This window comes from Streptomyces sp. NPDC090045, assembly GCF_044747975.1.
Taxonomy (GTDB): domain Bacteria; phylum Actinomycetota; class Actinomycetes; order Streptomycetales; family Streptomycetaceae; genus Streptomyces.
Genome location: NZ_JBIVFA010000009.1, coordinates 123,445 through 149,160 on the forward strand (window position 1 = coordinate 123,445; position 25,716 = coordinate 149,160).

The window sequence follows — 25,716 nt, forward strand, 5'->3', positions numbered from 1 at the left end:
GTGATCTCTTTGTCTTCGGTGCGGCGTGGGGCGTGGTTCACGGAGCGCCCCGGGGAGGCCGCCGGCGCGACGGCGGGCGGCACCGTGGAGTTCGTCCTGGAGCCGGACCTCGTCGACACCGTCGAGGAAACGGCCCGCGCGTACGGCGTGACGTCCTTCGCGGTCCTGCGGGCGGCGTTCGTGGTGCTGCTGCACCGCCTCGGCGCGGACGGCGGACCGGCCCCGGCCCTGGGCTTGGGCCTGGGCCTGCCGGTCTCCGGGGTCTCCGGACGCCCTGAGCGGTCCGTACGCTCCGACGCGACGGAACGGGTGTGGTTCTTCGGCGACGGGCGGGACCCGGAGGCGGATCCGCCGGGCGGTCCGTCGTTCGCCGCTCTGCTCCGGCAGATGCGGGACGAGGCAGGGGACGCGCACGGCGGGCAGGAGCTTCCCTTCGCGCTGACGCGCACCTCCGGTGAAGGTTCCGGAGCGGGGGTGGCCGGGGTCCTCCACCACGACGGGGAACTGACCGAGCGGAATGCGGCCGAGTCGATCGCGGAGCAGTTCGTGAGCCTCGTACGCGAGGCGGTTGCCGAGCCGCGCCGGCGCGATGCGGAACCGGCGCAGGCGTGGCCGCTGACCGCGCTGCAGGCGGGACTGCTGTTCCACGCCCTGCTGGACGACTCCCCGCACGGCGCCTACCGGATGCAGTTCGTCCTCCACCTGCGGGGAGCGGTGGACGGAGCGCGGATGCGGGCAGCCGGTCAGGCGCTGCTCGACCGGCACGCGAACCTGCGGGCGGCCTTCGTGGCGGATGCCGACGGGGATCCGGTGCAGACCGTGGTGGCCGGAGCGGTGCTGCCGTGGCGCGAACTGGACCTGACGGCCGAGGAGGGGAAGCCCGGCCGGCCCGGGACGCGTGCGGCGTTCGAGGCCTTCCTGGCGGAAGACCTGAAGGTCCGTTTCGACGTGACGGCGGCGCCGTTGCTGAGGATGGCGCTGGTCCAGGTGGGCCCGGAGCGGTTCGAGCTGGTCCTGACCGCGCACCACCTCCTCTTCGACTCCCGGTCGCTGCCGGTGCTCGTGCACGATCTGCTGCGGCTCTACGACGCCGACGGGGACGCCTCCGTGTCGCCGCGGGCGCCCGAGTTCCGCGATTTCCTGGCGTGGCTCTCCGGCCACGACCGGGAGGCCGCCGCTCGGGTGCGGGCCGCCGAGCTGGCGGGGGTGGAGGAACCGACGCTGCTGGCCCCCGTCCTCCACGCCGGATCCCGCTCCGGGGCGGCCGAGGCGGAGCCCGGCGCCGCCGACGAGGTCGAGGTGCTCCTGTCCCCGGAGACCGTGCGCGAACTCGGAGCCCAGGCAGTGGAGTTGGGCGTCCCGCTGGAAACCGTGGTGCAGGGAGCCTGGGCGCTGCTGCTCGGCCGGCTGACCGGGCAGCGCGACGTGGTGTTCGGGGTGACCGACCCCGGACGTCCCGAAGCCGTGCCCGGCGTGGAGTCGATGGCCGGACTGTTCGTCAACACGCTGCCGTTACGGGTCCCGCTCGCACCCGCGGACACCGTGGCGGATCTGGTGCGGGGGATGCGGGACCGGCAGGCGGCCCTCTCCCCGCACTACTGCGGCCTCGCCGACATCCAGCGGGTCACCGGTGCGAGCCTGCTGTTCGACACCCTGGTGACGTCCGAGACGTACGAACTGGACCGATCGGCTCTCCGCGGCGGGGACTTCGAGGTCGACGGCGTCCGATCGCTCGTCGGCACGCACTATCCCCTGACGGTGACCCTCTCCGCCGCTCCGAGGCTCAGGCTCGTGCTCCAGTACCACCGTCACCTCATCGACCACGACGCCGCCGCGGTCCTCGCCGAGCGGTTCGCCCAGGTCCTGCGGCAGTTCGCCGCCGATCCCGCCACCAAGACCGGCCGCGTCGACCTGCTCCGACCCGCCGAGCGGGAGGAGCTGCTGAACGGGCACGACGACACCCCCGTGCCGGTCGGGGCCGACACCCTCCCCGGCCTCTTCGCCCGACGGGTCGCCGCCACCCCCGGCGCGGTGGCGGTCGAGTGCGGAGACGAGTCGCTGACCTACCGGGACCTCGACGCACGGGCGAACCGGCTGGCCCGCCAACTGGTCCGGCGGGGAGTGGGCACGGAGACGGTGGTGGCGGTCTCCCTGCCGCGCTCGCACGAGCTGGTCGTGGCCCTGCTCGCCGTGATGAAGGCCGGAGGCACCTACCTGCCGCTGGACTCGGCGTATCCGGGGGAGCGGATCGCCTACATGGTGGCGGACTCCGCCGCCCTGCTGGTCGTCGCCGACGCCACCACCGCGCCCCGGCTTCCCGAACTGGCGGCGCCCGTCCTGCGACTGGACGCCCCGGAGACCGCCGCGACACTGGCGGGACTCGACGCCGCACCGCTGACCGACGCGGAGCGGACGGGCCCGCTGTCCGTCGCCAACACCGCGTACGTGATCTACACCTCGGGTTCGACCGGGCGTCCGAAGGGCGTGGCCGTCACCCACTCCGGACTCGCGAGCCTGGTCGAGGCACAGCGCAGGCGGCTCGGCCCGACGGCCGCCAGCCGTGTGCTCCAGTTCGCCTCGCCGAGTTTCGACGTCTCGGTCTACGAGGTCTGCCTCGGGCTGTTCACGGACGCCACGCTCGTCCTCGCACCCCAGGAGCAACTGGCGCCCGGCCGCCCCCTGATCGAGACGCTCACCGCCCGGCGGATCACCCACGTCTTCCTGCCGCCCGCGGTCCTCGCGGCGCTGCCGCCCGGCACGCTGCCGGGCGTGAGCTGCCTCGCGGTGGGCGGGGACGCGGCCACCCCCGAACTGGCGCACTCGTGGTCCGGGGACAGGGACATGGTCAACGCCTACGGGCCGACCGAGACCACGGCGATCGTCACCTTCAGCGACCCGCTCACCGCCGACGGCCGTACCCCGCCCATCGGCCGGCCCGTCGTCAACACCCGGACGTACGTCCTCGACGACGGGCTGCGACCGGTGCCGGCGGGGGTGCCGGGTGAACTGTACGTCGCGGGCGACTCGCTGGCGCGCGGCTACCTCGGCCGCCCGGGCCTGACCGCCGAGCGGTTCGTGACCTGCCCGTTCGGCGCGCCCGGCCGCCGGATGTACCGCACCGGAGACGTGGTCACACGCAACCCGGACGGCCAGCTGGTCTTCCACGGGCGCGCCGACGACCAGGTCAAGATCCGCGGCTTCCGCATCGAACCGGGCGAGGTCCAGGCCGTGCTGAGCTCCCACCCGGGGGTGACCCGGGCGGTCGTCGTCTGTGACGAGCGCGCAGGCGACCGGCGCCTGGTGGCCTACGTCGTGCCCGCCGGAGGCGCCGCCGGGCCGGCCGCCGGCGAACTGCGGGCCTTCGCGGCGGAGCGGCTTCCGGACCACATGGTCCCGTCGGCGGTGGTGCCCCTCGCCGACGTGCCGTTGAGCCCGAACGGGAAGCTGGACCGGCGCGCACTTCCCGCGCCCGACTACGCGGCGGGAGCGACGCGGCGGGCCCCGCGCACCCCTCGGGAGAAGGCGCTGTGCGCCCTGTTCGCGGAGGTGCTGGGCGTCGACGAGGTCGGCGTAGACGACGGCTTCTTCGACATGGGCGGCCATTCGCTCCTGGTCAACCGCCTGGTGAACCGGGTGCGCGCCGAGCTGGGCGCGGAGCTGTCGATCCGTGCGGTGTTCGAGTCCCCGACCGTGGCACTGCTCGCGGAACGGCTGGCGGACGGGATCGGGGCCGGCGCCCGGCCCGGGCGCCCGGTGCTGCGCCGGACCGAAGCACGCCCGACCGCGGTGCCGCTCTCGTACGCCCAGCACCGCCTGTGGTTCCTGCACCGCTACGAGGGCCTCTCGGCGACCTACAACCTGCCCTACGTGCTGCGCGCCGGCGGCGCCCTCGACATCGGAGCCCTCGAACGGGCGCTGCGCGACGTCGTGGCCCGCCACGAGGCCCTGCGCACCGTCTACCTCGCGGACGCCGACGGCGTCGCGACGCAGGCCGTCCTGCCGGTGGACGAGATCGGGCTGGACGTGCCGGTGCGCGACCTGCCGCCGGAAGAGGTGGACGGGGCGGTGGCGCAGGAGGCCGCCCGCCCCTTCGACCTGTCGGCCGAGATCCCCTTGCGGGCGAGCGTGCTGCGCTGCGGAACGGACGAACACGTCCTGGTACTGCTGATCCACCACATCGCCGCGGACGGCGAATCGATGGCCCCGCTGGCCGGGGACCTGGACGCGGCCTACGCGGCACGGCTGCGCGGGGAGGCGCCGGCCTGGGACGCCCTGCCGGTGCAGTACGCCGACTACGCCCTGTGGCAGCGAGAGCTGCTGGGGGACGAGAAGGACCCCGCGAGCGTGCTGGCCACGCAACTGGCGTACTGGCGCACGGAACTCGCCGGGGTTCCGCAGCCCCTGCGGCTCCCCCTCGACCGGCCGCGGCCGCCGGCGGCCGATCACCGCGGTGACACCGTCGGATTCACCCTCGGCCCCGAACTCCTCGCGGACGTGGAGGCCGTGGCCCGGTCGTACGGCGCCACCGTGCCGATGGTGATGCAGTCCGCCCTCGCCGCGCTGCTGCACCTGATGGGCGGCGGGGACGACGTGACGCTGGGGGCGCCGATCGCCGGGCGCACCGATGAGGGCCTCGCCGGTCTGGTGGGCTTCTTCGTCAACACGTGGGTGCTGCGCGCCGACCTGTCCGGGAACCCGTCGTTCGCGGATCTGGTGCGCCAGGTGCGGGACAAGGCCGTCACCGCCTACGACCACCAGGACCTGCCCTTCGAACGGCTCGTGGAGGCACTGAACCCCGAGCGGTCCACCGCCTACCACCCGCTGTTCCAGGTGATGTTCGCCTGGCAGAACGCCACCCACCAGGGGCTCGAACTCCCCGCTCTGAAGGGCATGTTGAGGCCCGTCCCGAGCGGCACCGCCAAGTTCGACCTGCTGTTCAGCATGAGCGAGGTTCCGGGACACGGGATCCGCGCCGAGATCGAGTACGCGACCGAGCTGTTCGACCGGAGCACGGCCGAGGCCCTCGCGGCGCGGTTCGTGCGCGTGGTGCGGCAGGTCGTGGCCGCCCCCGGCCTGCGCGTCGGAGCGGTCGACACCCTGGCGGAGCCGGAGCGCCGGCGCATCCTGTCCGAGTTCAACGACACCGAGGCGGTCACCCCGGACCTGACGATCGCCGGGCTCTTCGAGCGGCAGGCGGCCGCCACCCCGGATGCCGTCGCACTGGTCTGCGGCGAAGCGACCTACACCTACGCGGAGTTGAACGCCCGCGCGAACCGCCTCGGGCGGGCGCTCGTACGGCACGGCGCGGGCCCCGAGCAGCTGGTGGCGCTCGCCCTGCCGCGCACCGCCGACCTGGTCGTCGCCCTGCTCGGGATCTGGAAGTCGGGGGCGGGCCATCTCCCCGTCGACCCGCGCTACCCGAGCCGCCGGCTCGACTTCGTCCTGTCCGACGCACGACCGCTGTGCGTCCTCACCGACTCCGCGACCCAGCACGCCCTGCCCCAGGACGGCGACGGCGCTCCCCGACTGCTCCTCGACCGGCTGGACCTCGACGGCGGCGACGGCACGGACCTGCGGGACGGCGAGCGGACGACCCCGCTCTCGCCGCACCACCTCGCCTACGTGATGTACACGTCCGGCTCCACCGGCACCCCGAAGGGAGTCGCGATCACCCACCACGGCGTCGTGAACGGCGTCCTGCGCCTCGCCGGCCCGGCCGGCGTCACCGCGGGATCGCGGGTGCTCGCCGGGACCTCGGTCGCCTTCGACGTGTCGGTGTTCGAGATCTGCACGGCGCTCGCGGCCGGGGGCACGGTCGAGCTGGTCCGGGACGTCATGGAACTCGCCGAGCGGGACGCCTGGTCGGGCGCCGTGATCAGCACCGTGCCGTCCGTCTTCGCCCGGCTCCTCGACGACGTCGGGGACCTCGCCGGCCGCATCGAGGCGGACACCCTGGTCTTCGCGGGCGAGGCACTGCCCGCCGCGCTCGTGGCGCGGGCACGGGCCGCACTGCCCGGGGTGCGGGTGGTCAACGCGTACGGACAGAGCGAGAGCTTCTACGCGACCGCGACCGCGACCGCGAACGCGGCGGAGACGGCCGGGTCCGGGCCCGTCGGCGCCGCGGACACGGGCAGCGTGCCGCTCGGCCGGCCCCTGGGGAACATGCGTGCCTACGTCCTCGGGCCGGGCCTCGCCCCGGTGGCGCCCGGCGTGGTCGGGGAGCTGTACGTGGCCGGGGCGGTCGGCCGCGGCTACCACGGGCGGGCGGGACTGACGGCCCGGAGCTTCGTGGCGGACCCCTTCGGACCGGCCGGGGCGCGCATGTACCGCACCGGTGACCTGGCGCGCTGGACCGCCGACGGACAGCTCGAGTACGCCGGCCGCGCCGACGCCCAGCTGAAGCTGCGCGGGCTGCGCATCGAGCCCGGCGAGGTCGAGGCCGCCCTGACCGCCCACTCCGGCGTGGCGCAGGCCGCGGTGGCCGTCCGCGAGGGGCGGGGGACCGGCCCGCAGCTCGTCGGATACCTGGTCCCCGTGCCCGGCACCGAGGACGCCGCCCTGACCGCCGGGCTGTCCGTGGCCGAGGTGCGCAGGCTCGCGGCGGACCGGCTGCCGGAGTTCATGGTCCCGGCCGCCTTCGTGATCCTGGACCGGCTGCCGCTGACGCCCAGCGGGAAACTGGACCGGGCGGCCCTGCCCGAGCCCGAGTTCGCCACCGGAAGCTACCGGGCCCCCCGCACGCCGGTGGAGGAGATCCTCGGCTCGGTGTACGCCGAGGTGCTCGGAGTGGACCGGGTCGGCGTCGACGACGACTTCTTCACCGTGGGCGGGGACAGCATCCGCTCGATCCAGGTGGTCTCCCGGGCGCGGGCCCGAGGCATCGAGATCACCCCGCGGCAGGTCTTCGAGGCCCGCACGGTGGCCGCCCTCGCCCTGGCCGCCCCGGTACGCCCCCAGGACGCGCGGGACGGGGGACTGGAGGAGCTCGACGGCGGCGGCGTGGGCCCGATGCCCCTGCCGCCGATCGCCCGGCACCTGGGTGCACCGGGGCCCGCCCCGCACCCGTCGGCACCGCAGAGCCGTGCCGCGGGCGGCTGGCAGCGGTTCACCATGTCCGCCCTGGTGGAACTGCCCGAGGACATCGACGCGGCCGGCCTCGCCGCGACCCTCGGCGCGGTCCTCGACCACCACGACATGCTGCGCTCACGCCTCGACCCCGCGGGCGACGGGAGCCTGCTGGTCGATCCGAAGGGTTCGGTGGACGCCGCGCCGCTCATCCGGCGCGTCGCGTGCGACGGCCGCTGGGACGCGCCGTGGCGCGAGCGGTCCGGGACCGAACTGGACGCCGCGACCGCACGGTTGGACGCCGCAGCCGGGGTGATGGTGCAGGCCGTCTGGTTCGACCCGGGGGCGGGCGGCGGCGCGGGCCGGCTCCTGCTCGTCCTGCACCACCTCGTGGTCGACGGGGTGTCGTGGCGGATCCTGCTGCCCGACCTCGCCGCCGCCTGGCGGGCGGTGCGCGCGGGCCGGGCCCCCGTCCTGCCGCCGGTGGTGACCTCCGCACGGCGGTGGCTGCACGCACTGGAGGCGGAGGCCTCCGGCGCGACCAGGACGGGCGAACTGGAGCTGTGGCGCACGGTCCTGGACGGTCCCGATCCCGTCCTCGGCAACCGGCGGCTCGACCCGGCCGTGGACCGGATGGACACGGTGGACTCCGTACGGCTCCGCGTGCCGGCGGCGGTCACCGGAGCGCTCCTGACCGCGCTGCCGGCCGCCTTCCGCTGCGGGGTCCAGGACGGGCTCCTCGCGGCCCTCGCCGTGGCCGTCGCCCGCCGGCACGCGGCCCGCGGCAGCGCCGTGCCGTCCGTACTGCTGGGCATGGAGGGGCACGGCCGCGAGGAGGGCGTCGTACCGGGAGCCGATCTGTCGCGCACGGTGGGCTGGTTCACCAGCCTGTTCCCCGTCCGCCTCGGTCTCGACGGGCACGACCTCGACGAGGTGCTCGCCGGCGGACCGGCCGCCGGGGACCTGATCAAGGCCGTCAAGGAACAGCTCCTGGCGATCCCGGACCACGGCATCGGCTTCGGACTGCTGCGCCACCTCAACCCGGAGACCGCCACCGTCCTGAGCCGCCACCCGGCGCCGCAGGTCGAGCTGAACTACATGGGCCGCTTCTCCGACGCCGACATGCCGCAGGAGCTGCGCGGTCTCGGCTTCCACCGGTCGGCCGACACCGTCGAACCGGCCGTCCCCGACCCGGGCCTGCCCGCGACCGCCGCGCTGCACATCGAGGCGTGGACCGCCGACACTCCCCAAGGGCCGTGCCTGGAGGCCGAGTTCTCCTTCCCGACCGGTGTCCTCGCGCGGGCGGAGGTGCAGGAGCTGGCCCGGACGTGGAGTGCGGCCCTGGAGGGACTGGCCCGGCACGCCGCCGCGCCCGGCGCGGGCGGGCTCACGCCGTCGGACGTACCGCTGGTGACCGTCGGACAGGGCGAACTCGAAGCATGGGAGCGCACCTACCGGGGCCTCACGGACGTATGGCCGCTGACACCCCTCCAGTCCGGCTTCCTCTTCCACGCGGACCTCGAAGACGAATCCTTCGACGCCTACCACATGCAGCTGGTGTTCCCGCTGCACGGCCGCGTGGACCCGGAGCGGATGCGTACGGCCGGACAGGCCCTCCTCGACCGGCACGCCGCCCTGCGGGCCGCCTTCGTGTCCGGCGCGTCCGGGGATCCGGTGCAGCTGGTGGCACAGGACGTACGGCTGCCCTGGCGGCACGTCGACGCGAGCGGCCCGGACGGGGCCGGGCGCGCCGCGGCCCTCGAGCGGCTGCTGGCGCAGGACCTGGGCAGCCGCTTCGACCCGGCGGCGCCGCCGCTCCTGCGGATGGCCCTGGTGACCCTGGGCCCGGAGCGCTCCGAACTCGTCGTCACCGCACACCATCTGCTCTTCGACGGCTGGTCGATCCCGCTCCTGGTCGAGGAGCTGCTGCGGCTGTACGGCTCTTCGGGCGACGCCTCCGTGCTGCCGCGGGCACCGCAGTACCGCGCGTTCCTGCAGTGGCTGGCCCGTCAGGACGGGGAGGCCGCGGCGCGCGCCTGGGCGGCGGAGCTCGCCGGGGTGGACGGTCCGACGCTCCTCGTGCCGTCCGTACGCGGTGCTCACCCGGTCCGGCGGACGGAGCAGCCCGAGCAGCCCAAGGAGGAGTCCGCGCCCGAGGACTCCCCCCACGGCCAGGTCGAGGTGCCCCTGTCCGGCGACGACGCCCGGGCGCTGGCCCGGCGGGCGGCCCGGCTCGGGATCACCCTCAACACCCTCGTGCAGGGCGCCTGGGCGGTGATGCTGGCCGGCCTCACCGGCCGGCAGGACGTGGTGTTCGGCACGACGGTGTCCGGCCGCCCGGCCGAGCTGCCCGGGGTGGACACGATGGTCGGCCTGTTCGTCAACACCCTGCCCGTACGGGTGCGCTGCACCCCCGACACCCCCCTCGACCGGCTCCTCACCGAGCTCCAGCAGCGGCAGGCGGCCCTGCTCGACCACCACCACCACGGGCTGGGCGAGATCCAGCGGGCCACCGGCACGCCCGTCCTCTTCGACACCCTGGTGGCCTTCGACTCGTACCCCGTGGACCGGCTCGGCCTCACCGAGGCGCACGCCGACGCGGGCATCGAGATCACCAGCCTGCGGGCCGTGGCCGGCAATCACTACCCGCTGACCGTGAACGCCGTCGCCGACCCGCACCTGCGCCTGACGCTGCACCACCGGCCCGAGGCGCTCGACCGGGCCACGGTCCGGGCAATCGCGCGGCGCCTCCAGCAGGTGCTGAACCAACTCGCCTCCGACGAGGCCGTGTCGGCCGGGCAGGTGGACGTCCTCGAACCGGCCGAGCGGGAGCTGGTGCTGGACGGGTTCAACCGGACGGCGCTCGACTCCCCGGCCCTGACCCTGCCCGAACTGTTCGAGCGGCGGGCGGCGGCCTCGCCCGGCGCGAGCGCGGTGCTGTTCGAAGACGAGTGCCTCTCGTACGGCGAGCTCGACGCGCGGGCCAACCGGCTGGCGCGGACGCTGGCCGCGCGCGGGGTGGGCCCGGAGACGGTCGTCGGCGTGGCGCTGCGGCGCTCCCCGCAGTGGGCCGTGGCGGTGCTCGCGGTGCTGAAGGCCGGCGGCGCGTACCTGCCGCTGGACCCGGCGTACCCGGCCGAACGGCTCGGCCACATGGTGCGGGACTCGGGGACCCGGCTGATCCTGACCGACCGCACCACCACCCACCGCCTGCCCGAACTCCCCGCGGACATGCTCCCAGTGGACGACGCGGCAGGCGCCGGGGCGGCCGCCCGCGCGGACGGCGGCCCGCTGACCGATGCCGAGCGGGCAGGGCCGCTCTCGGTGGCCAACACCGCGTACGTCATCTACACCTCGGGCTCCACCGGACAGCCCAAGGGCGTGGCGGTCACCCACACCGGGTTCGCCAACGTCGCCAAGGTGGTCGCCGACCGGCTGGAGATCGACTCCGGGAGCCGGGTGCTCCAGTTCGCCTCGCCGAGCTTCGACATCTCCGTCGCCGAGCTGTGCATGTCGCTGCTGGCCGGCGCCGCGCTGGTGATGGCCGACCCGGACCGGCTCGTCCCCGGCGCCCCGCTGGCCGGGACCGTCGACGCCCACCGGGTCACCCACGCGATCCTCACGCCAACGGTGCTGTCCGCCCTCCCGGCCGGGTCGCTCTCCAGCGTCACGTCGCTGATGGTGGCCGGCGAGGCGGCCTCTGCGGAGCTGGTTGCGGCCTGGTCGGCCGGACGGCGGATCTTCAACGGCTACGGGCCCACGGAGACCACCATCGGCGCCACGATGGGCGAGCTGACGGACGACGGCCGGGTGCCGATCGGCAGGCCCATCCACAACACCCGCGCCTACGTCCTCGACACCGCGCTGCGCCCCGTCCCGCCGGGCGTGGCCGGGGAGCTCTACCTCGCGGGCGCCGGGGTGACCCGCGGCTACCTGGGCCGCCCCGGGCTGACGGCCGAGCGGTTCGTGGCCTGCCCGTTCGGCGGGGCGGGCGAGCGGATGTACCGCACCGGGGACCTCGTCGAGTGGACGGCCGACGGCGAGCTGCTCTTCCGCGGCCGTGCGGACGACCAGGTCAAGGTGCGCGGCTTCCGCGTCGAACTCGGCGAGATCGAGGCGGCGCTGGCCGGACACGCGGCGGTGGACCAGGCCGTCGTGATCGCCCGCGACGGCCAGGCGGACGGGAAGCGGATCCTCGCCTACGTCATCCCCGCGGCGGGCCGGCCGGCCCCGTCCGCCGACGACCTGCGCGGGCACCTCGGCGGACTGCTGCCCGAGCACATGCTCCCGGCCGCGTTCGTGACGCTGGAGCGGCTGCCGCTGACCCCGAACGGGAAGCTGGACCGGGGCGCGCTCCCGGACCCGGAGACGGTCGGCGCGGCCGGGTACCGCGCACCGCGCACCCGTACGGAAACGGCCCTGGCGGAGCTCTTCGCCGAGGTCCTCGGCGTCGAACGGGTCGGCATCGACGACGACTTCTTCGGCCTCGGCGGACACTCGCTGTCGGTCGCCAGGCTGCTCAACCGGATCCGCTCGGTGCTGGGTGCGGCGGTCTCCGTGCGCACCGTGTTCGAGGCGGCGACGGTGGCGCGGCTCGCGTCGAAGGTGAGGGCCCGATCCTCCCGCCCGGTCCTGCGCCCGGCGCCCGAGCGGCCGGAGCGGGTGCCGCTGTCGTACGCGCAGCGCCGGCTGAAGTTCCTCGACGCACTCGAACCCATGCCGACGTACCACCACCCCGTCGTGCTGCGGATCGGCGGACCCCTCGACGTGCCGGCGCTGACGGCGGCCCTCCGCGATGTCGTGGCGCGCCACGAGAGCCTGCGGACCCTGTTCGTGGCGGACCCCGGGGGCGAGGCCGCGCAGGTGGTCCTGGACGCCGACGGACTGTTCCTCGACGTGCCGGTGCGCGACGTGGCTCCCGAGGAGGTCAGCGCCGCGGTACGCCGCGAGACGGGCCGCCGGTTCGACCTGTCGGCCGAGCCGCCCGTACGGGCGAGCCTGCTGCGGTGCGGCGCGGACGAGCACGTCCTGGTGCTCCTGCTGCACCACATCGCGGCCGACGCCGAGTCGATGGCGCCGCTCGCCCGCGATCTCGCCGCGGCCTACTCCGCCCGGTCGCGCGGCGGCGCACCGCACTGGGACGCACTGCCGGTGCAGTACGCGGACTACGCGCTGTGGCAGCGGGAGCTGCTCGGCGACGAGGACGACCCCGAGAGCCTGTTCGCGGTGCAGCTCGCCCACTGGCGCAAGGAGCTGACCGGCGTGCCGCAGCCCCTGCGGCTGCCGCTCGACCGGCCGCGGCCGCCGGTGGCGAGCCACCGCGGCGACTCCGTGGCCTTCGCCCTCGACCCCGCGGCGCGGGCCGCGGTGGAGGAGCTGGCGCGCGCCCACGGCGCCACCGTACCGATGGTGCTCCAGTCCGCACTCGCGGTGCTGCTGCACCTCATGGGCGGCGGCGACGACCTGACCATCGGGTCGGCCGTCGCCGGGCGCACCGACGAGGGCCTGACCGACCTGGTGGGCTTCTTCGTCAACACCTGGGTGCTGCGCGCCGATCTGTCCGGGAACCCGTCGTTCGCGAACCTGGTGCGGCAGGTGCGGGACAAGGCCGTCACCGCCTACGACCACCAGGACGTGCCCTTCGAACGGCTCGTGGAGTCGCTGAACCCCGAGCGGTCCGCGGCCTACCACCCGCTGTTCCAGGTCGCGTTCTCGTGGCAGCAGCGAGTGGGCGGCGGATTCGCACTGGAGGGCCTGCGGACCGTCCCCGAACCGCTCGTGGCCGGCACGGCCAAGTTCGACCTGCTCTTCCAGGTCGAGGACCCCGGGGAAGAGGGCCGGGACCTCAAGGGAACGCTCGAGTACGCCACCGACCTGTTCGACCGCGCGACGGCGGACGCCCTCGCCGCCGGATTCGTACGCCTGGTCGGCCGGCTGGCGGCCGTGCCGCACACCCGGCTCGACACCGTGGACGCCCTGGCTCCCGGCGAGCGGGCGCTCCTGCTGCACGAGGTCAACGACACGGACGTGCCCACGCCGCGGCTCACGATCCCCGCACTCTTCGCCCGGCGCGTCGCCGAAGCCCCGGACGCCGTCGCGGTGGTGTGCGGCGCGCAGACCCTCACCTACCGGGAGCTGAACGCGCGCGCCGACGGACTCGCCCGCGCACTGGTGCGGCGCGGTGTGGGCGAGGAGTCGGCGGTCGCGGTGGCCGTGCCCCGGTCGGTGCAGTACGTGGTGGCGGTCCTCGCCGTCCTGAAGGCCGGCGGGACCTACGTGCCGGTGGCCCCCGACCAGCCGGCGGAACGGTCGGAGTTCATCCTCCGGGACGCGCGGGCCGTGCTGCTGCTCACCACCTCCGCAGCGGCGCCCGGCCTGCCCGCGGACACCTGTCCCGTGCTGCTCGTGGACGGCCCGGGCACGGCCGCTCCGGTGGAGGACGACCTGCCCGCTCCCGGCCGGCCGGACGCCCTCGCGTACGTCATCCACACCTCGGGCTCCACGGGCGTGCCCAAGGGCGCCGGCGTCAGCCACCGGGCCGTCGTCGACCTCGCGGCGGACCGGTGCTGGCCGGGCGGCGCCCACGAGCGGGTGCTGATGCACTCCGCGCCCACCTTCGACATCTCGGGCTACGAGATGTGGGTTCCGCTGCTGAACGGCGGCACGATCGTGGTGGCGCCCCCCGGACGCCTGGACGTGGACGCGCTCGCCGCCGTCATCGCCGGACAGCGGGTGACCGCCCTGGTCATGTCCGCCGGGCTGTTCGCCGTGATCGCCGCCGAACGGCCGCAGAGCTTCGCCGGGGTGCGGGAGGCGCTCACCGGCGGCGAGCAGGTTCCCCCGGAGGCGGTGGCACGGGTCCTGCGGGCCTGCCCCGGCCTCACGGTCGTCAACGCCTACGGGCCCACCGAGGCGACGGTCTTCGCCACCCGGCACCGGGTCACCGCCGAGGACCGGGTGGGGGCGTCCGTCCCGATCGGGCGGCCCATGGACAACACGCGCGCCTACGTCCTGGACCACCGGCTGCGGCCCGTCCCACCCGGGGTGGAGGGCGAGCTGTACCTCGCCGGCTCGGGTCTCGCGCGCGGGTACGCCCACCGGCCGGGGCTCACGGCCCAGCGGTTCGTGGCCTGCCCGTTCGGCGACGGCGGCGAGCGCATGTACCGGACCGGTGACGTGGCGACATGGACGAAGGACGGTGCACTGGTGTTCAGGGCGAGGGCCGACGACCAGGTGAAGATCCGCGGGTTCCGCGTCGAGCCCGGCGAGGTGGAGGCGGCCCTGGTGACGCATCCCGGAGTGGCCCGTGCGGCGGTGGCCGCCCGGCCGAGCCCGGGAGGCACCGGCGGACACCGGCTGATCGCCTACGTGGTCCGGGTCGCGGACGCGGACGCGGGATCCGGAACCGGCACGCGTACGGATTCAGGTGCGGGTTCAGGGGCGGGTCCGGGTACGGGTCCGGGTACGGGTCCGGGTACGGGTTTCGACGCGGAGGAGCTGCGCGCGCATCTGGCGCGCAGGCTGCCGGAGTACATGGTGCCGTCCGTGTTCGTCGAACTCGACGACCTGCCCCTCACCCGGCACGGCAAGGTGGACCACCACGCCCTGCCGAGCCCCCACGAACCGGCCGCCCGCTCCGAGGCCCCGCCGGCCGGGCCGCGCACGGCCACCGAACGGGCCGTCGCCGCGATCTGGGCGGACCTGCTCGGACGGGACGGCATCGGCGTGCACGACAAGTTCTTCGACATCGGCGGCACCTCCCTCTCGCTCCTGGCGCTGAGCAACCGCCTGGCCGGACTCGGCCCGGTCAAACCGCCGTTGAGCGCGCTCTTCGAACACACCACGGTCGAGGCGATGGCCCGCCTCGTGCAGGGCCCCGACGACGGGACCGCCCGCGAAACCACTGACGGAATGGGGTATGAACTATGACGCACCCGAGCCGCTCCGGCCCGGAAGCGGTGGCGATCATCGGTGTGGCGCTGGCCCTGCCCGACGCCTACGACCTGGACGCCCTGCACGAGAACCTGCTCGGCGGGCGGGTCAGCACAGGGGCGCCGAGCAAGGAGCGGGTGTACTACGGCGGGGCGCCGGTGGACGTCGAGTACCCCCCGATGGCCTACCTGAACCGGATCGACCTCTTCGACCACCGCTTCTTCGGGATCTCCCGGCGCGAAGCCGAACTGATGGACCCGCACCAGCGGATGACCGTACAGCTCGCCCACCAGGCGATCGAGAACGCCTGCTACGCGCCCGGCGACCTGAAGGGCTCCAGGACCGCGGTCGTCCTCAGCACGCCCGACACCGACTACAAGGACCTCTACACCGAACCCGACCCCCAGCAGATCCTCGGCTCGCACCCCTCCGCGACGGCCGCGCGCATCTCCTACCTGCTCGACCTGCAGGGCCCGACGGCGGTCGTGGACACCGCGTGCAGCAGCAGCCTCACCGCGATCGCGGTCGCCGTGGAGAACCTCCGCAACGGGCAGGCGGACCTGGCCCTCGCGGGCGGGCTCAGCGTCTACCCGGTGCTCGTGTCCGAGCAGGACCGGGTGCCGATGCCGGGGCTCGAATCCGCCGAGGTGGTGTGCCGCCCCTTCGACGCCCGGGCGGACGGCGCCACCGGAGGCGAGGGCGGCGGGCTCGTCCTGCTCAAGCGGCTGTCCGACGCGCTCGCCGACGGGGACCACATCCACGGCGTCCTGCGCGGGATCGCCGTCAACCACAACGGCTTCCGCGCCACCGGCATGAGCGCGCCCAGCGCCCGCGGACAGGCCGAGGCGATCGTGGAGGCCTGGCGGCAGGCGGGCCCGGCCCCCGTCGACTACATCGAGTGCCACGGCTCGGGTACCAAGCTGGGCGACGTCATCGAGGCCGAGGGACTGCGGCTGGCCTTCGCCGAGGCGGGCCTGAGCGACCCCTGCGGAATCAGCGGGATCAAGGGCAACATCGGCCACCTCAACCACGCCGCCGGTGTGGCCGGGCTCTTCAAGGTCCTCGCCGGGCTCCGGCACGGCTCCCGGTACCCGAACCCCAACTTCGAGACGCCCAACCCGCTCATCGACTTCACCGGAGCGGTCCACGTCGACGCGGTGGCCACGCCCTGGGAACACGAGGAGGGCCGCACGCGCCGGGCGGGCGTGAGCTCCGCGGGCCTCACCGGAACCAACGTGCACGCGGTCGTCGAGGAGCCGCCGCCCGTCCCGGCGGGGGCTGCGCCGGCCGGGGAGACGGCGGCCGAACTGGTCACCCTCTCCGCCAAGTCCCCCCGCGCGCTCGCGGCGTACGCGGAGCGCGTCGCGGAATTCCTGGACCGCACGGGCCACCGGCTCGCCGAAGTCGCCCACGCGCTGAACCGGGGACGCGACGACCACCCCTTCCGGTGGGCGGCGGCCGCGCGCGACAAGGACGACCTGGCCGCCCTGCTGCGCGCGGCCCGCACCGAGGGCCGGGAGCCGTCGCCCAAGGCGCCGCTGGTGCTGCTCTTCTCCGGGGACGCGGATCTCGGCGACGCGACGTGGTCGGCCCTGCGCGCCGCCTTCCCGCAGCTCGCCGATGCCGATGCCGAAGCCGAGTCCCTTCCCGAGTCCGGGTCCGAGTCCGGTTCCAAGTCCGAGTCCGGGTCCGGGTCCGGGGACGTCACGGCCTCGCCCGGCAGCCGGCTGCTCGCCCGGCAGCAGGCGGCCTACGGCCTCGTCCGGTCCCTCGGGCTGACCGAGAACCGCCTCGTCGGCAACGGCGTCGGCAACCTCGTGGTGCGCTCGGTCCAGGACCCGGCGACGGCCGCGGAGTCCCGGCGCAAGGCGGCCGACGCCCCGCTCACCGGCCAGGTCGACGAGGCCGGGCTGCGCCGTGCGGTGCGCAACCTCGCAGACGAGGGCGCCGTCCTGGTCGAGCTCGCCGCGGACGGCGCACTCGCGCGGGAGATCAACCGCGTCGCCCCCGAGCTGCCGGTCGTACGCCTCTTCGCGGACCCCTCGCGCGAGGGCGTGCTCTCCGCGCTCGGCACGCTGTACTCGCTCGGCGTGGACCTCGACTGGAACCGCCACTACCAGGGCACCGGGGTACGCCGCGTCGAGGTGCCGACCTACCCGTTCGACGCCGACGAGGTGTCGTGCTGGTGCACGCCGCCGGGAGCCCCGCTGCCCGCGCGGCGGGCCGGCGCGCCGGCGGAGGGGACGGCTCCGGAGCCGTTCACGGCGAGCGGCCGGGGGGACACCGCCGCGCGGCTGGCCGGGATCTGGGCACGGGTGCTCAAGGCCGAAGAGGTACTCCCCGACTCGAACTACTTCGGGCTCGGCGGCACCTCGATCGCCGGCATCACCGTGCTGCGGCAGGCCCAGGAGCAGTTCGGCGTCCGCCTCGCCTTCGCCGACCTGCACCGGCATCCCACGCTGCGCGAACTGGCCGCACGGATCGACGAACTGCGGGCGGCGGGACCCGAACGGGGCGACTGGACCATCACGCCGATACCCCGCCCCGGCCGGCTGCCGCTCTCGTTCAACCAGGAGCAGCTCTGGTACCTGGACCGGCTGAAGCCCGGCACCCCGCTCTACAACATCCCCGCCAGCATGCGTCTCGTCGGCGCCTTCGACCGCGAGGCCTTCCACGGCGCACTGCGCGACGTGGTCGGCCGGCAGGAGGTCCTGCGCACACGGATCCTCGACGAGGACGGCAGGCCCTACGCCCTGGCCGATCTGACCGAGCCGCACCTGACCTTCCACGATCTCGCGGCGCTGCCGGGGGCGGAGCGCCTCGCGGAACTGGCGCGGGTGATCGACGGGGAGGCCACGGAGCCTTTCGACCTCGCGCACGGCCCGCTGTTCCGGACCGTGCTGATCAAGGTCGGGGAGCAGGACCACGTGGTGCTGCACACCTGGCACCACATCGCCTTCGACGGATGGACCCCGGCGGTCTTCTTCCGGGAACTCACCGCCTGTTACACGGCCCGCCGTACCGGAGGAGCTCCCGACCTCCCCGAACTGCCCGTCCAGTACGCCGACTTTGCGGCGTGGCAGCGCCAGTGGCTGGACACGGAGCGGATGGAGCGCGGTCTGGAGTGGTGGCGTGCCCGACTGCGGGGCCTGGACGCCGCCGAACTGCCGCTCGACCACCCGCGTCCCCCCGTGCAGTCCTTCCGCGGCGACACCGTGCGGTTCACGCTCGACCCGGAAGTCGCCCGGCGGCTGCGCGACTTCAGCGTGGGAGAGAGCACCACCAGCTTCGTCACCATGCTCGCCGTGATCGACGCGGTCCTGCACCTGTGGGCCGGCCAGCGGGACGTGGTGGTGGGCGCGGCGACCACGGGCCGCTACAACCCGGCCACCCATCACCTCGTCGGCTACTTCAACAACCTCCTGCCGTTCCGTACGGAGGTCGACCCGGAGCTCGGCTTCCGCGCCCTCGTCGCCCGCTGCGCGACCACGGCCAACGGGGTCCTCGACCACGAGGAGATCCCCTTCGCACGGATCGTCGCCGACGCGGACCACCGCGACGCCTCGCGGCACCCGGTGTTCACGGTCTGCTACACCCACCAGAACACGGCCAGGCCCTCCGAGGACATGGACGGTCTGACCGTCGACGCGGTCGAGAGCCTCGGTGAGGGGCTGACCGGGGTCGCCGGAGTCGCCCCCGGAACCTCAAAGTTCGACCTCACCATCGGCCTGTACGACCAGGACGGCGGGCCGATGGACGGGTACCTGGAGTACGCGGTCGATTTGTTCGAGCCCGAGACCGCCCGCCGGCTGGTGGACCTGCTCCAGGAGGTCGCCGCGGCCGCGATGGCCGAGCCGGACCGGCCCCTGGCCGAACTCCTCCGGGGCGCCGGCGAGCCCTCCGTGCTCGTCGGCGACCCGCGCGACCCGGGCGACGGACGCCTGGTCGGCGAGGTCTTCGAGGAGCACGCCGCGAGCCGGCCGGACGAGGTGGCCGTCGTGGACGGCGCCGGCGGCCACACCTTCCGGGAGATCGACGAGCGCGCGAACCGGCTGGCGCACCGGCTGATCGAGCACGGCGTCGGACCGGACAGCACCGTCCCGGTGATCGCACCGCGCGGTGCGGACCTGGTCGTCGGCTGGCTCGGTGTCCTGAAGGCCGGGGCCGCCTTCGCCTCGATCGACCCGGCGGTGCCCGAGCGGCGCATCCGGAGCATCCTCGCCGGGCTCACCGCTCCCGCGCTCGTCGTGGGGGAGGGCATGCCGGCCTGGGACGGCGAGGGCATTCCGGCCGTCCGGATCGCCGATACCGATGCCGACGAGGTCGGGGTCGGGGGCGCGGTGGCCGGTCCGCCGCAGCGGGCGGGCCTGGCCAACCTGGCGTACGTCTCGCACACCTCGGGCTCCACGGGGCACCCGCACGGCTGCGAGGTCGAGCACCGCAGTCTGCTCAACCTGCTGCGCTGGTACGGCGAGGAGGCCGGGCTCGGCCCCGCGGACCGCATCGCGCAGACGGCCTCACCCGCCTTCGACATGGCGGTCCTCGAAGTCATGTCGGCCCTGTACTACGGGGCGACCCTGTGCTTCGTACGGGATCTCCTCCAGACCCCGGACAAGCTCCTGGCCGAGCTGGCCGAGCAGTGCGTCACCGTGGCCTGCCTGCCGACGCCCCTGGCCGAACTGGTCCTCGCCGAACCGGTCCTCGCCGAACCGTCCGGGGCGCCGGGGCTCGCCCTGCGGCTGCTGACCACCGGTGGCGACCTCCTGAGGGTGCGGCCGCGAGGCGCACCGTTCGCGCTGCTCAACATCTACGGGCCGACCGAATGCGTGGTCTGCGCCACCGCCGGCCGGGTGGCCGAGCACGCTCCCCACGCCGGGACCGACGAACTCCCGGACATCGGGCGGCCGTTGCCCAACGTCCGCGTGTACCTCCTGGACGACGCGTGCCGGCCCGTGCCGGCCGGCCGGCGGGGCGAGGTGTACCTCGGCGGCGCCGGAGTCGGCCGCGGCTACCACGGCAGGCCGGGCCTGACCGCGAGCCGCTTCGTGGCCGACCCCTTCGCGGACGAGCCCGGTGCCCGCATGTACCGCACGGGCGACCTGGCCTCGGTACGGAGCGACGGCACCCTCGAGTTCCACGGGCGCGCCGACGACCAACTGGAGCTGCGCGGCCACCGGGTCGAACCGGCCGAGATCGAGCGGGTGCTGATGCAGCACCCGCGGGTGCGCGAGGCGCTGGTCGTGGCCGGGGAGCAGCCGTCCGGCGCCCCGCTCCTGGTGGCCCACGTCTCCGGCGAGGACCTGCCCGGCGAGGCCGAGCTGACGGCGTGGGTGGCCCGTGAGCTGCCCGAGCACATGGTGCCCGGCCGGACGGTGCGCCATGACGACCTGCCCAGGACGAGCAACGGAAAGCTCGATCGCCACACCATGAGGGAGAGGCACGTGCCGAATCAGCACAGCGTGAGCGAGTTGACCGCGGTGACCACGACCGTGACGCGCGGAGCGGGCCCGGACGCGGCCGTGCTGGAGGCCGAGCGCGTCCTCGGCAGGATCTGGACCGACCTGCTCGGCATCGCGCAGGTGGCACCGGGCGACAACTTCTTCGAGATCGGCGGCGACTCCCTGCTCAGCGTGGGCATCGCCGCACGCGCCGAGCGGGCCGGACTGACCGTCACCCCGCACGACGTCCTGGAGCACCCGACGCTGCGCGCACTCGCCGCCGTCGCCGTCGCCCGGGGTGGCGCCCCCGTCTCACGGCCCGCCGCCGCGCCCGCGGCGGACGTGTCCGCAGCCGTGTCGGGGGCCGTGCCCGCCGCCGTCTCCGCCCCGGTGCTCGAACCGGTGCCGCCGAGCCCGCTCGTCCAGGCCATGCTCGCCACCTCGGGCACCTCCGTACGGGACTTCATCCGGCCCCTGGTCCTGGAGACGGCCCCGGGCATCCGTACCGCGACGGTCCGCGCGGCGTTCGAGCGTCTGGTCGAGCTCCAGGAGCCGCTGCGCTACCGGTTCCGGCACAACAGCCTCGGCTGGCGCATCGAGTGCGCCGAGCGGGAGAACACGCCGTTCTTCGACGCCCGGGTCCTGCCGCCGCTGGACGAGGCGCAGGTCCAGGCGCACGTGGAGGCCGACGTGGCCGAGCTCTTCGCGGACGTGGACCTCGCCCGGGGGCCGGTGTTCAGGGCCCGCTTCTACGACCGCGGCGCCGGCCTGCCGGGCCTGATCCTCTTCGCCGTCCACCACTTCGTCTACGACGCCCTGTCGTTCGTACCGCTGATCGAGGACCTGAACGCGGCGCTCGGCGGCAACGCCCCGGCCGTGCCCCGCCGTGCCGCATGGCGGGAGTGGACGCATCAGCTGCGCGCGATGGCCGCGTCCGACGAGGTCGCCGCCGAACTCCCGTACTGGAAGGGGATCCTGGGCGCCTCGGGCGGCGCGCACGCCGTACCCGAGAACGGCACGCCCGGCGGGCCCCCGAGCCTGATCCGCCGTACCGTGGCGGACCGGGTCGCCCCGCAGCTCTCCGACAGCGGCCCCTCCGGCCAGCAGGCCGCCGTCGCCGCGGTGGCCGTGGCATGGTCCCGGTGGCGCGGGACGCCCGACGCCTTCGTGAGCACGCTGGGCATGGGCGCCGCGCCGAACGCCCTGTGGCACGGCGACCGGAGCACCTCCTTCGGCTGGTTCACCCACCTGTTCCCCGCCCACGTGCCGGTCGCGCCCGGTGCCGGCCCCGCCGAGGTCCTGCCCGCCGCCGGCGCGGCCCTGTCCGTACCCAACGACGGCATCGGCTACGGAGTCCTGCGCCATCTCAGCCCGCACAGCCCCGAGGTGGCGGAGCTGCGCGCGCTCCCGGAGCCGCCGGTCATCGTCGAGCACCTGGCCAACGCGAACAACGGGCTCCTCAAACTGACCGGTGACGGGGTCCGGCTGCGGTCGATGCCCCACGCGGCGCTGCCGGACTCGCTGCTCGCCCAGGCGCCCGTCGTCGTCGAGACCCATGTGATCGACGGGCGGCTCGAACTCGGCGTGGTGTTCCGCGGCTCGGTCGCCGCCGCGGACATGGAGGCGCTGGCCGACCACTTGGTGGAGGCCTTCACCGAGCTCGCCGCCGCCGGTACGGCCTCCGCCGCCGCCGTCGCGGACGGAGGGCACTGAATGCCCTCCGCAACGGCGTTCACCACGGTGGCGTGCTACCAGCCCGACGGCGTCCTGCCCGTCGCGGACCTGCCCGGCCTCGCCCGGCTCGGCGAGGCCGAACGGGAGACCGTCACCCAGCTCGGCATCGACGAGGTCCGCGCGGACGACTCGCTCTCCGCGTTCGACCTCGCCGCCGGCGCCGCGAGCCGGGCCCTGGCGGAGTCCGGGCTCGCCGCGGACCGGATCGGCGCGCTCATCCTGATCGACTCGCGCGCCCCCGAGACGCTGATGACCTCCTCGGCCACCCGCCTCCAGGCCCACCTCGGCGCGGAGCGCGCGGTGACGTTCTCCGTCGGCGGCCTCGGCTGCGTCTCCCTCACCCCGGCGCTGCTCGCCGCGCGGGGGCTGCTCGCCGCCGACCAGGACCTGGAGCACGTCCTGGTCGCGCACGGCAGCAAACCGCCCACCCCGCTGCGCTACCGGCACCCGGTGACCGTCAGCGGTGACGGAGGCGCGGCCGCGGTGATCTCCCGCAGCGGACCCGTACGGATCCTCGACATCGTCCAGGAGACCAACGGGCGGTACTGGGACCTCTTCCACGTCGACTTCCGCGACCTGCCGACGGCCCGGTGGCGGGAGGAGTGCCGGGACCTCCCCGGATACTCCTTCCAGCTCGCCATGGAGACCCGCAACCGCCTGCGCGGCCTGTACCAGGGCCTCCTGGAACGCAACGGCCTGACACCGGCGGACATCTCCTGCCACCTCAGCCACAACCTGTCCGAGGGCGCCTTCCGCTTCACCGAGGAGGCACTCGACATCAAGATCAGCCCCACCTGCTCCGACAACCTGCGGCGGTACGGCCATCTCGGCCCGAACGACGTCCTGTTGAACCTCCACACGGAGCTCGAACGCGGCGGCCTGCACGACGGACAGCGGGCGGTGCTGCTCAGTGCCAGCCCGGTCGCCGCCTGGAGCCTGCTGCTCGTGGAGATCGGCGACGGCGCCGCCACCCACTACCTGTGAGCGCCATCCGCCCCCGCGGAACCCACCACCATTCATCGGCCATGCCAGAAACAGGGGACCTCGAATGACCACACAGCACACGGCGGACGCGCCCACCGCCGCGGTCGTGACCGGCGAGCTCCAGGAGTTCCTCGCCAAGAACCTCGGACGCGACGTCGCCCCGGACGAGGACTACTTCGCGCTGGGACTGGTGAACTCCCTCTTCGCGATGGCGCTCGTCGGATTCGTGGAGCAGCGGTACGGCTTCGAGGTCGACGTCGACGACCTCGACCTGGGCCACTTCTCGACGGTCGACAACCTCACCCGGTTCGTCCTGGCGAAGACCGCGGCCCGAGAGGCGGCGGCGTGATCCTGGGGGCGGAGCTCGCCGACCGGCTGCGCGGGGACGCCGCCGCCTGGGACGCGCGCGGCGAGCTTCCCGCGGAGGTCGTGCGGGCCGTGGCCGGGGCCGGTCTGCTGGCCGCGGACCTGCCGGCCCGGTACGGCGGGCTCGGAGCCACCCCCGCCGAACTGGGCGAACTGTGCGCCCGGCTGGGAGCCGTGTGCAGCTCGCTGCGCGGGCTGGTCACCGTACAGGGCATGGTGTCCGCCGCACTTCTGCGCTGGGGCACCGCCGCCCAGCGCGAGCGCTGGCTGCCGGCCCTGGCCGGGGGTGAGCTGCTCGCCGCCTTCGCCGCCACGGAGACGGAGGCGGGCAGCGATCTGACGGCCGTGACCACGTCCGTCGAGGTGCACGGCGACCACGTCACGGTGACCGGGGAGAAGCGGTGGCTGACCTTCGGGGAGATCGCCGACGTGTACCTGGTCCTGGGCCGTACGGGCGGCCGCCCGGCCGCCGTGCTCGTCGAGGCGGACCGCCCCGGCGTCACCCGCCGGCCGGTCCGCGGGCAGCTGGGCATGCGCGCCGGGCAGCTGGCCCACGTACGGTTCGACCGCGTACGCGTGGAGCGCGAGAACCTGGTGGCCCCGGCGGGCTTCGGACTCTCCCACGTCGCGGCCCACGCGCTCGACCACGGCCGGTTCACGGTGGCCTGGGGCTGCGTCGGCATGGCGGAGGCCTGTCTGCACGAGGCCGCCGAGCACGCCGCGGGACGCAGCCAGGGGGGAGTGGCCCTCGCCGAACACCAGCTGGTGCGCTCGCTGCTCGCCCGCGCGGCGGTGGACGCCCGCGCCGCCCGCGAGCTGTGCCTGCGGGCCGCCCGGCTGCGCGAGGCCGGCGACGCCGACGCCATCACGGAGACCGTCGTCGCCAAATACGCGGCGGCGCGGACCGCCTCGGCGGTGGCCGCGGACGCGGTCCAGGTCCTCGGCGCCGCCGGCTGTGCACCGGACAGCACGGTGGGCCGGTTCTACCGGGACTCCAAGATCATGGAAATCATCGAGGGCTCGGCCCAGGTGTCCGAACTGCACATCGCGGACCACCTGTTGCGCCCGTACGGCCACCACACCGGACGGCGCCGGCCGGAGCCGAGGGAGGAAGCGGCATGAACGTCCAGACGAGGGAGAAGCCGGCCGGGCAGGTCCTGGCGCCGGTGGTCAAATGCCTGGTGTGGGACCTCGACGACACCCTGTGGGACGGCGTGGTCCTCGAAGGGGACGAACCCGTTCCGTTCGAGGCCGCCGTAACGGCCCTGCACACCCTGGACCGGCGGGGGATCCTGCACGCGGTGGCCAGCCGCGGCGATTACGACATCGCCGCCGGATACCTGGCGGCCCAGGGCCTCGACTCCATGTTCACGGTGCTGGAAGTCGGCTGGGGCGCCAAGTCCGAGGCCGTCGCCCGGATCGCCGCCGAGCTGAACATCGGCCTCGACACGATCGCCTTCGTCGACAACGACGCGGTGGAGCGCGCCGAGGTGTCCGCGGCCCATCCCGTCGTGCGCTGTTACTCCGCCGAGGAGGCCGCACTCCTGGAGTCGTACGAGGAGTTCACCCCGGAGTTCGTCACGGAGGAGTCGGCCCTGCGGCGCCAGCTCTACCGCACGGACCGGCGGCGCAAGGCCGCCGAGTCCGAACACACCGGACCGCCCGCGGAGTTCCTGGCCTCCCTCGGCCTGGTCCTCACGGTCCGCCGGGCGACCGGGGCGGACCTGGCGCGCGCCCACGAACTCACGCTGCGCACCCATCAGCTGAACACCACCGGCCGCACCTTCGACCTGGAGGAACTGCGCCTGCTGTGCGCGGACCCCGGGCACGAGGTGCTCGTCGCCGAGCTGGAGGACCGCTTCGGCTCCTACGGCACCATCGGGCTCGCGGTCACCGCACTGCGCGACGGGGCGACCGTCCTCGAACTGCTCCTCATGTCCTGCCGGGTCATGTCGCGCGGCGCCGGTGCGGTCCTGATCGACCACGTCATCGCCCGGTCCCTGGCCGCGGGCCGGCGTCCGGTCGCCGAGTTCGTGCCCACCGCCGTCAACCGGCAGATGCTGGTGACGCTGCGCTTCGCGGGATTCGCGGTGGCCGAGGACACCGGTGACCGGCTGACCCTGGCCATCGACCCGGCTGCCCCGCCGCCCGGGCGCAACCACCCGGTACGGGTGGTGACCGCATGACGGGCGGGCGG

The 25,716-nt window shown here is 74.5% G+C and carries 6 protein-coding genes; all 6 read left to right on the plus strand.

Annotated elements, in window-relative coordinates:
• The 6 genes from ACIPYQ_RS23810 (at window position 1) to ACIPYQ_RS23835 (ending at window position 25,705) form a co-directional block, all read left to right on the plus strand.
• On the plus strand, window positions 1–14,994 hold the full coding sequence (locus ACIPYQ_RS23810) for an amino acid adenylation domain-containing protein (RefSeq protein ID WP_401254521.1): 14,994 nt from the start codon (window positions 1–3) through the stop codon (window positions 14,992–14,994).
• Window positions 14,991–22,148, plus strand: coding sequence for an amino acid adenylation domain-containing protein (locus ACIPYQ_RS23815; RefSeq protein ID WP_401254524.1), 7,158 nt, complete (start codon window positions 14,991–14,993; stop codon window positions 22,146–22,148). The genes ACIPYQ_RS23810 and ACIPYQ_RS23815 overlap by 4 nt, the downstream gene beginning before the upstream one ends.
• A complete protein-coding gene (locus ACIPYQ_RS23820; protein WP_401254527.1) occupies window positions 22,149–23,153 on the plus strand; it encodes a 3-oxoacyl-[acyl-carrier-protein] synthase III C-terminal domain-containing protein in 1,005 nt (334 codons plus the stop codon).
• Window positions 23,154–23,217: 64 nt separating this feature from the next.
• The gene (locus tag ACIPYQ_RS23825) at window positions 23,218–23,502 is read left to right on the plus strand and encodes an acyl carrier protein (protein WP_401254530.1); all 285 of its coding nucleotides are present in this window, start codon (window positions 23,218–23,220) and stop codon (window positions 23,500–23,502) included.
• Window positions 23,499–24,641, plus strand: a complete 1,143-nt coding sequence (locus ACIPYQ_RS23830; RefSeq protein ID WP_401254533.1) for an acyl-CoA dehydrogenase family protein — start codon at window positions 23,499–23,501, stop codon at window positions 24,639–24,641. The genes ACIPYQ_RS23825 and ACIPYQ_RS23830 overlap by 4 nt, the downstream gene beginning before the upstream one ends.
• Window positions 24,638–25,705, plus strand: a complete 1,068-nt coding sequence (locus ACIPYQ_RS23835; RefSeq protein WP_401254536.1) for an HAD-IIIC family phosphatase — start codon at window positions 24,638–24,640, stop codon at window positions 25,703–25,705. The genes ACIPYQ_RS23830 and ACIPYQ_RS23835 overlap by 4 nt, the downstream gene beginning before the upstream one ends.
• The last annotated feature ends 11 nt before the right edge of the window (window positions 25,706–25,716 follow it).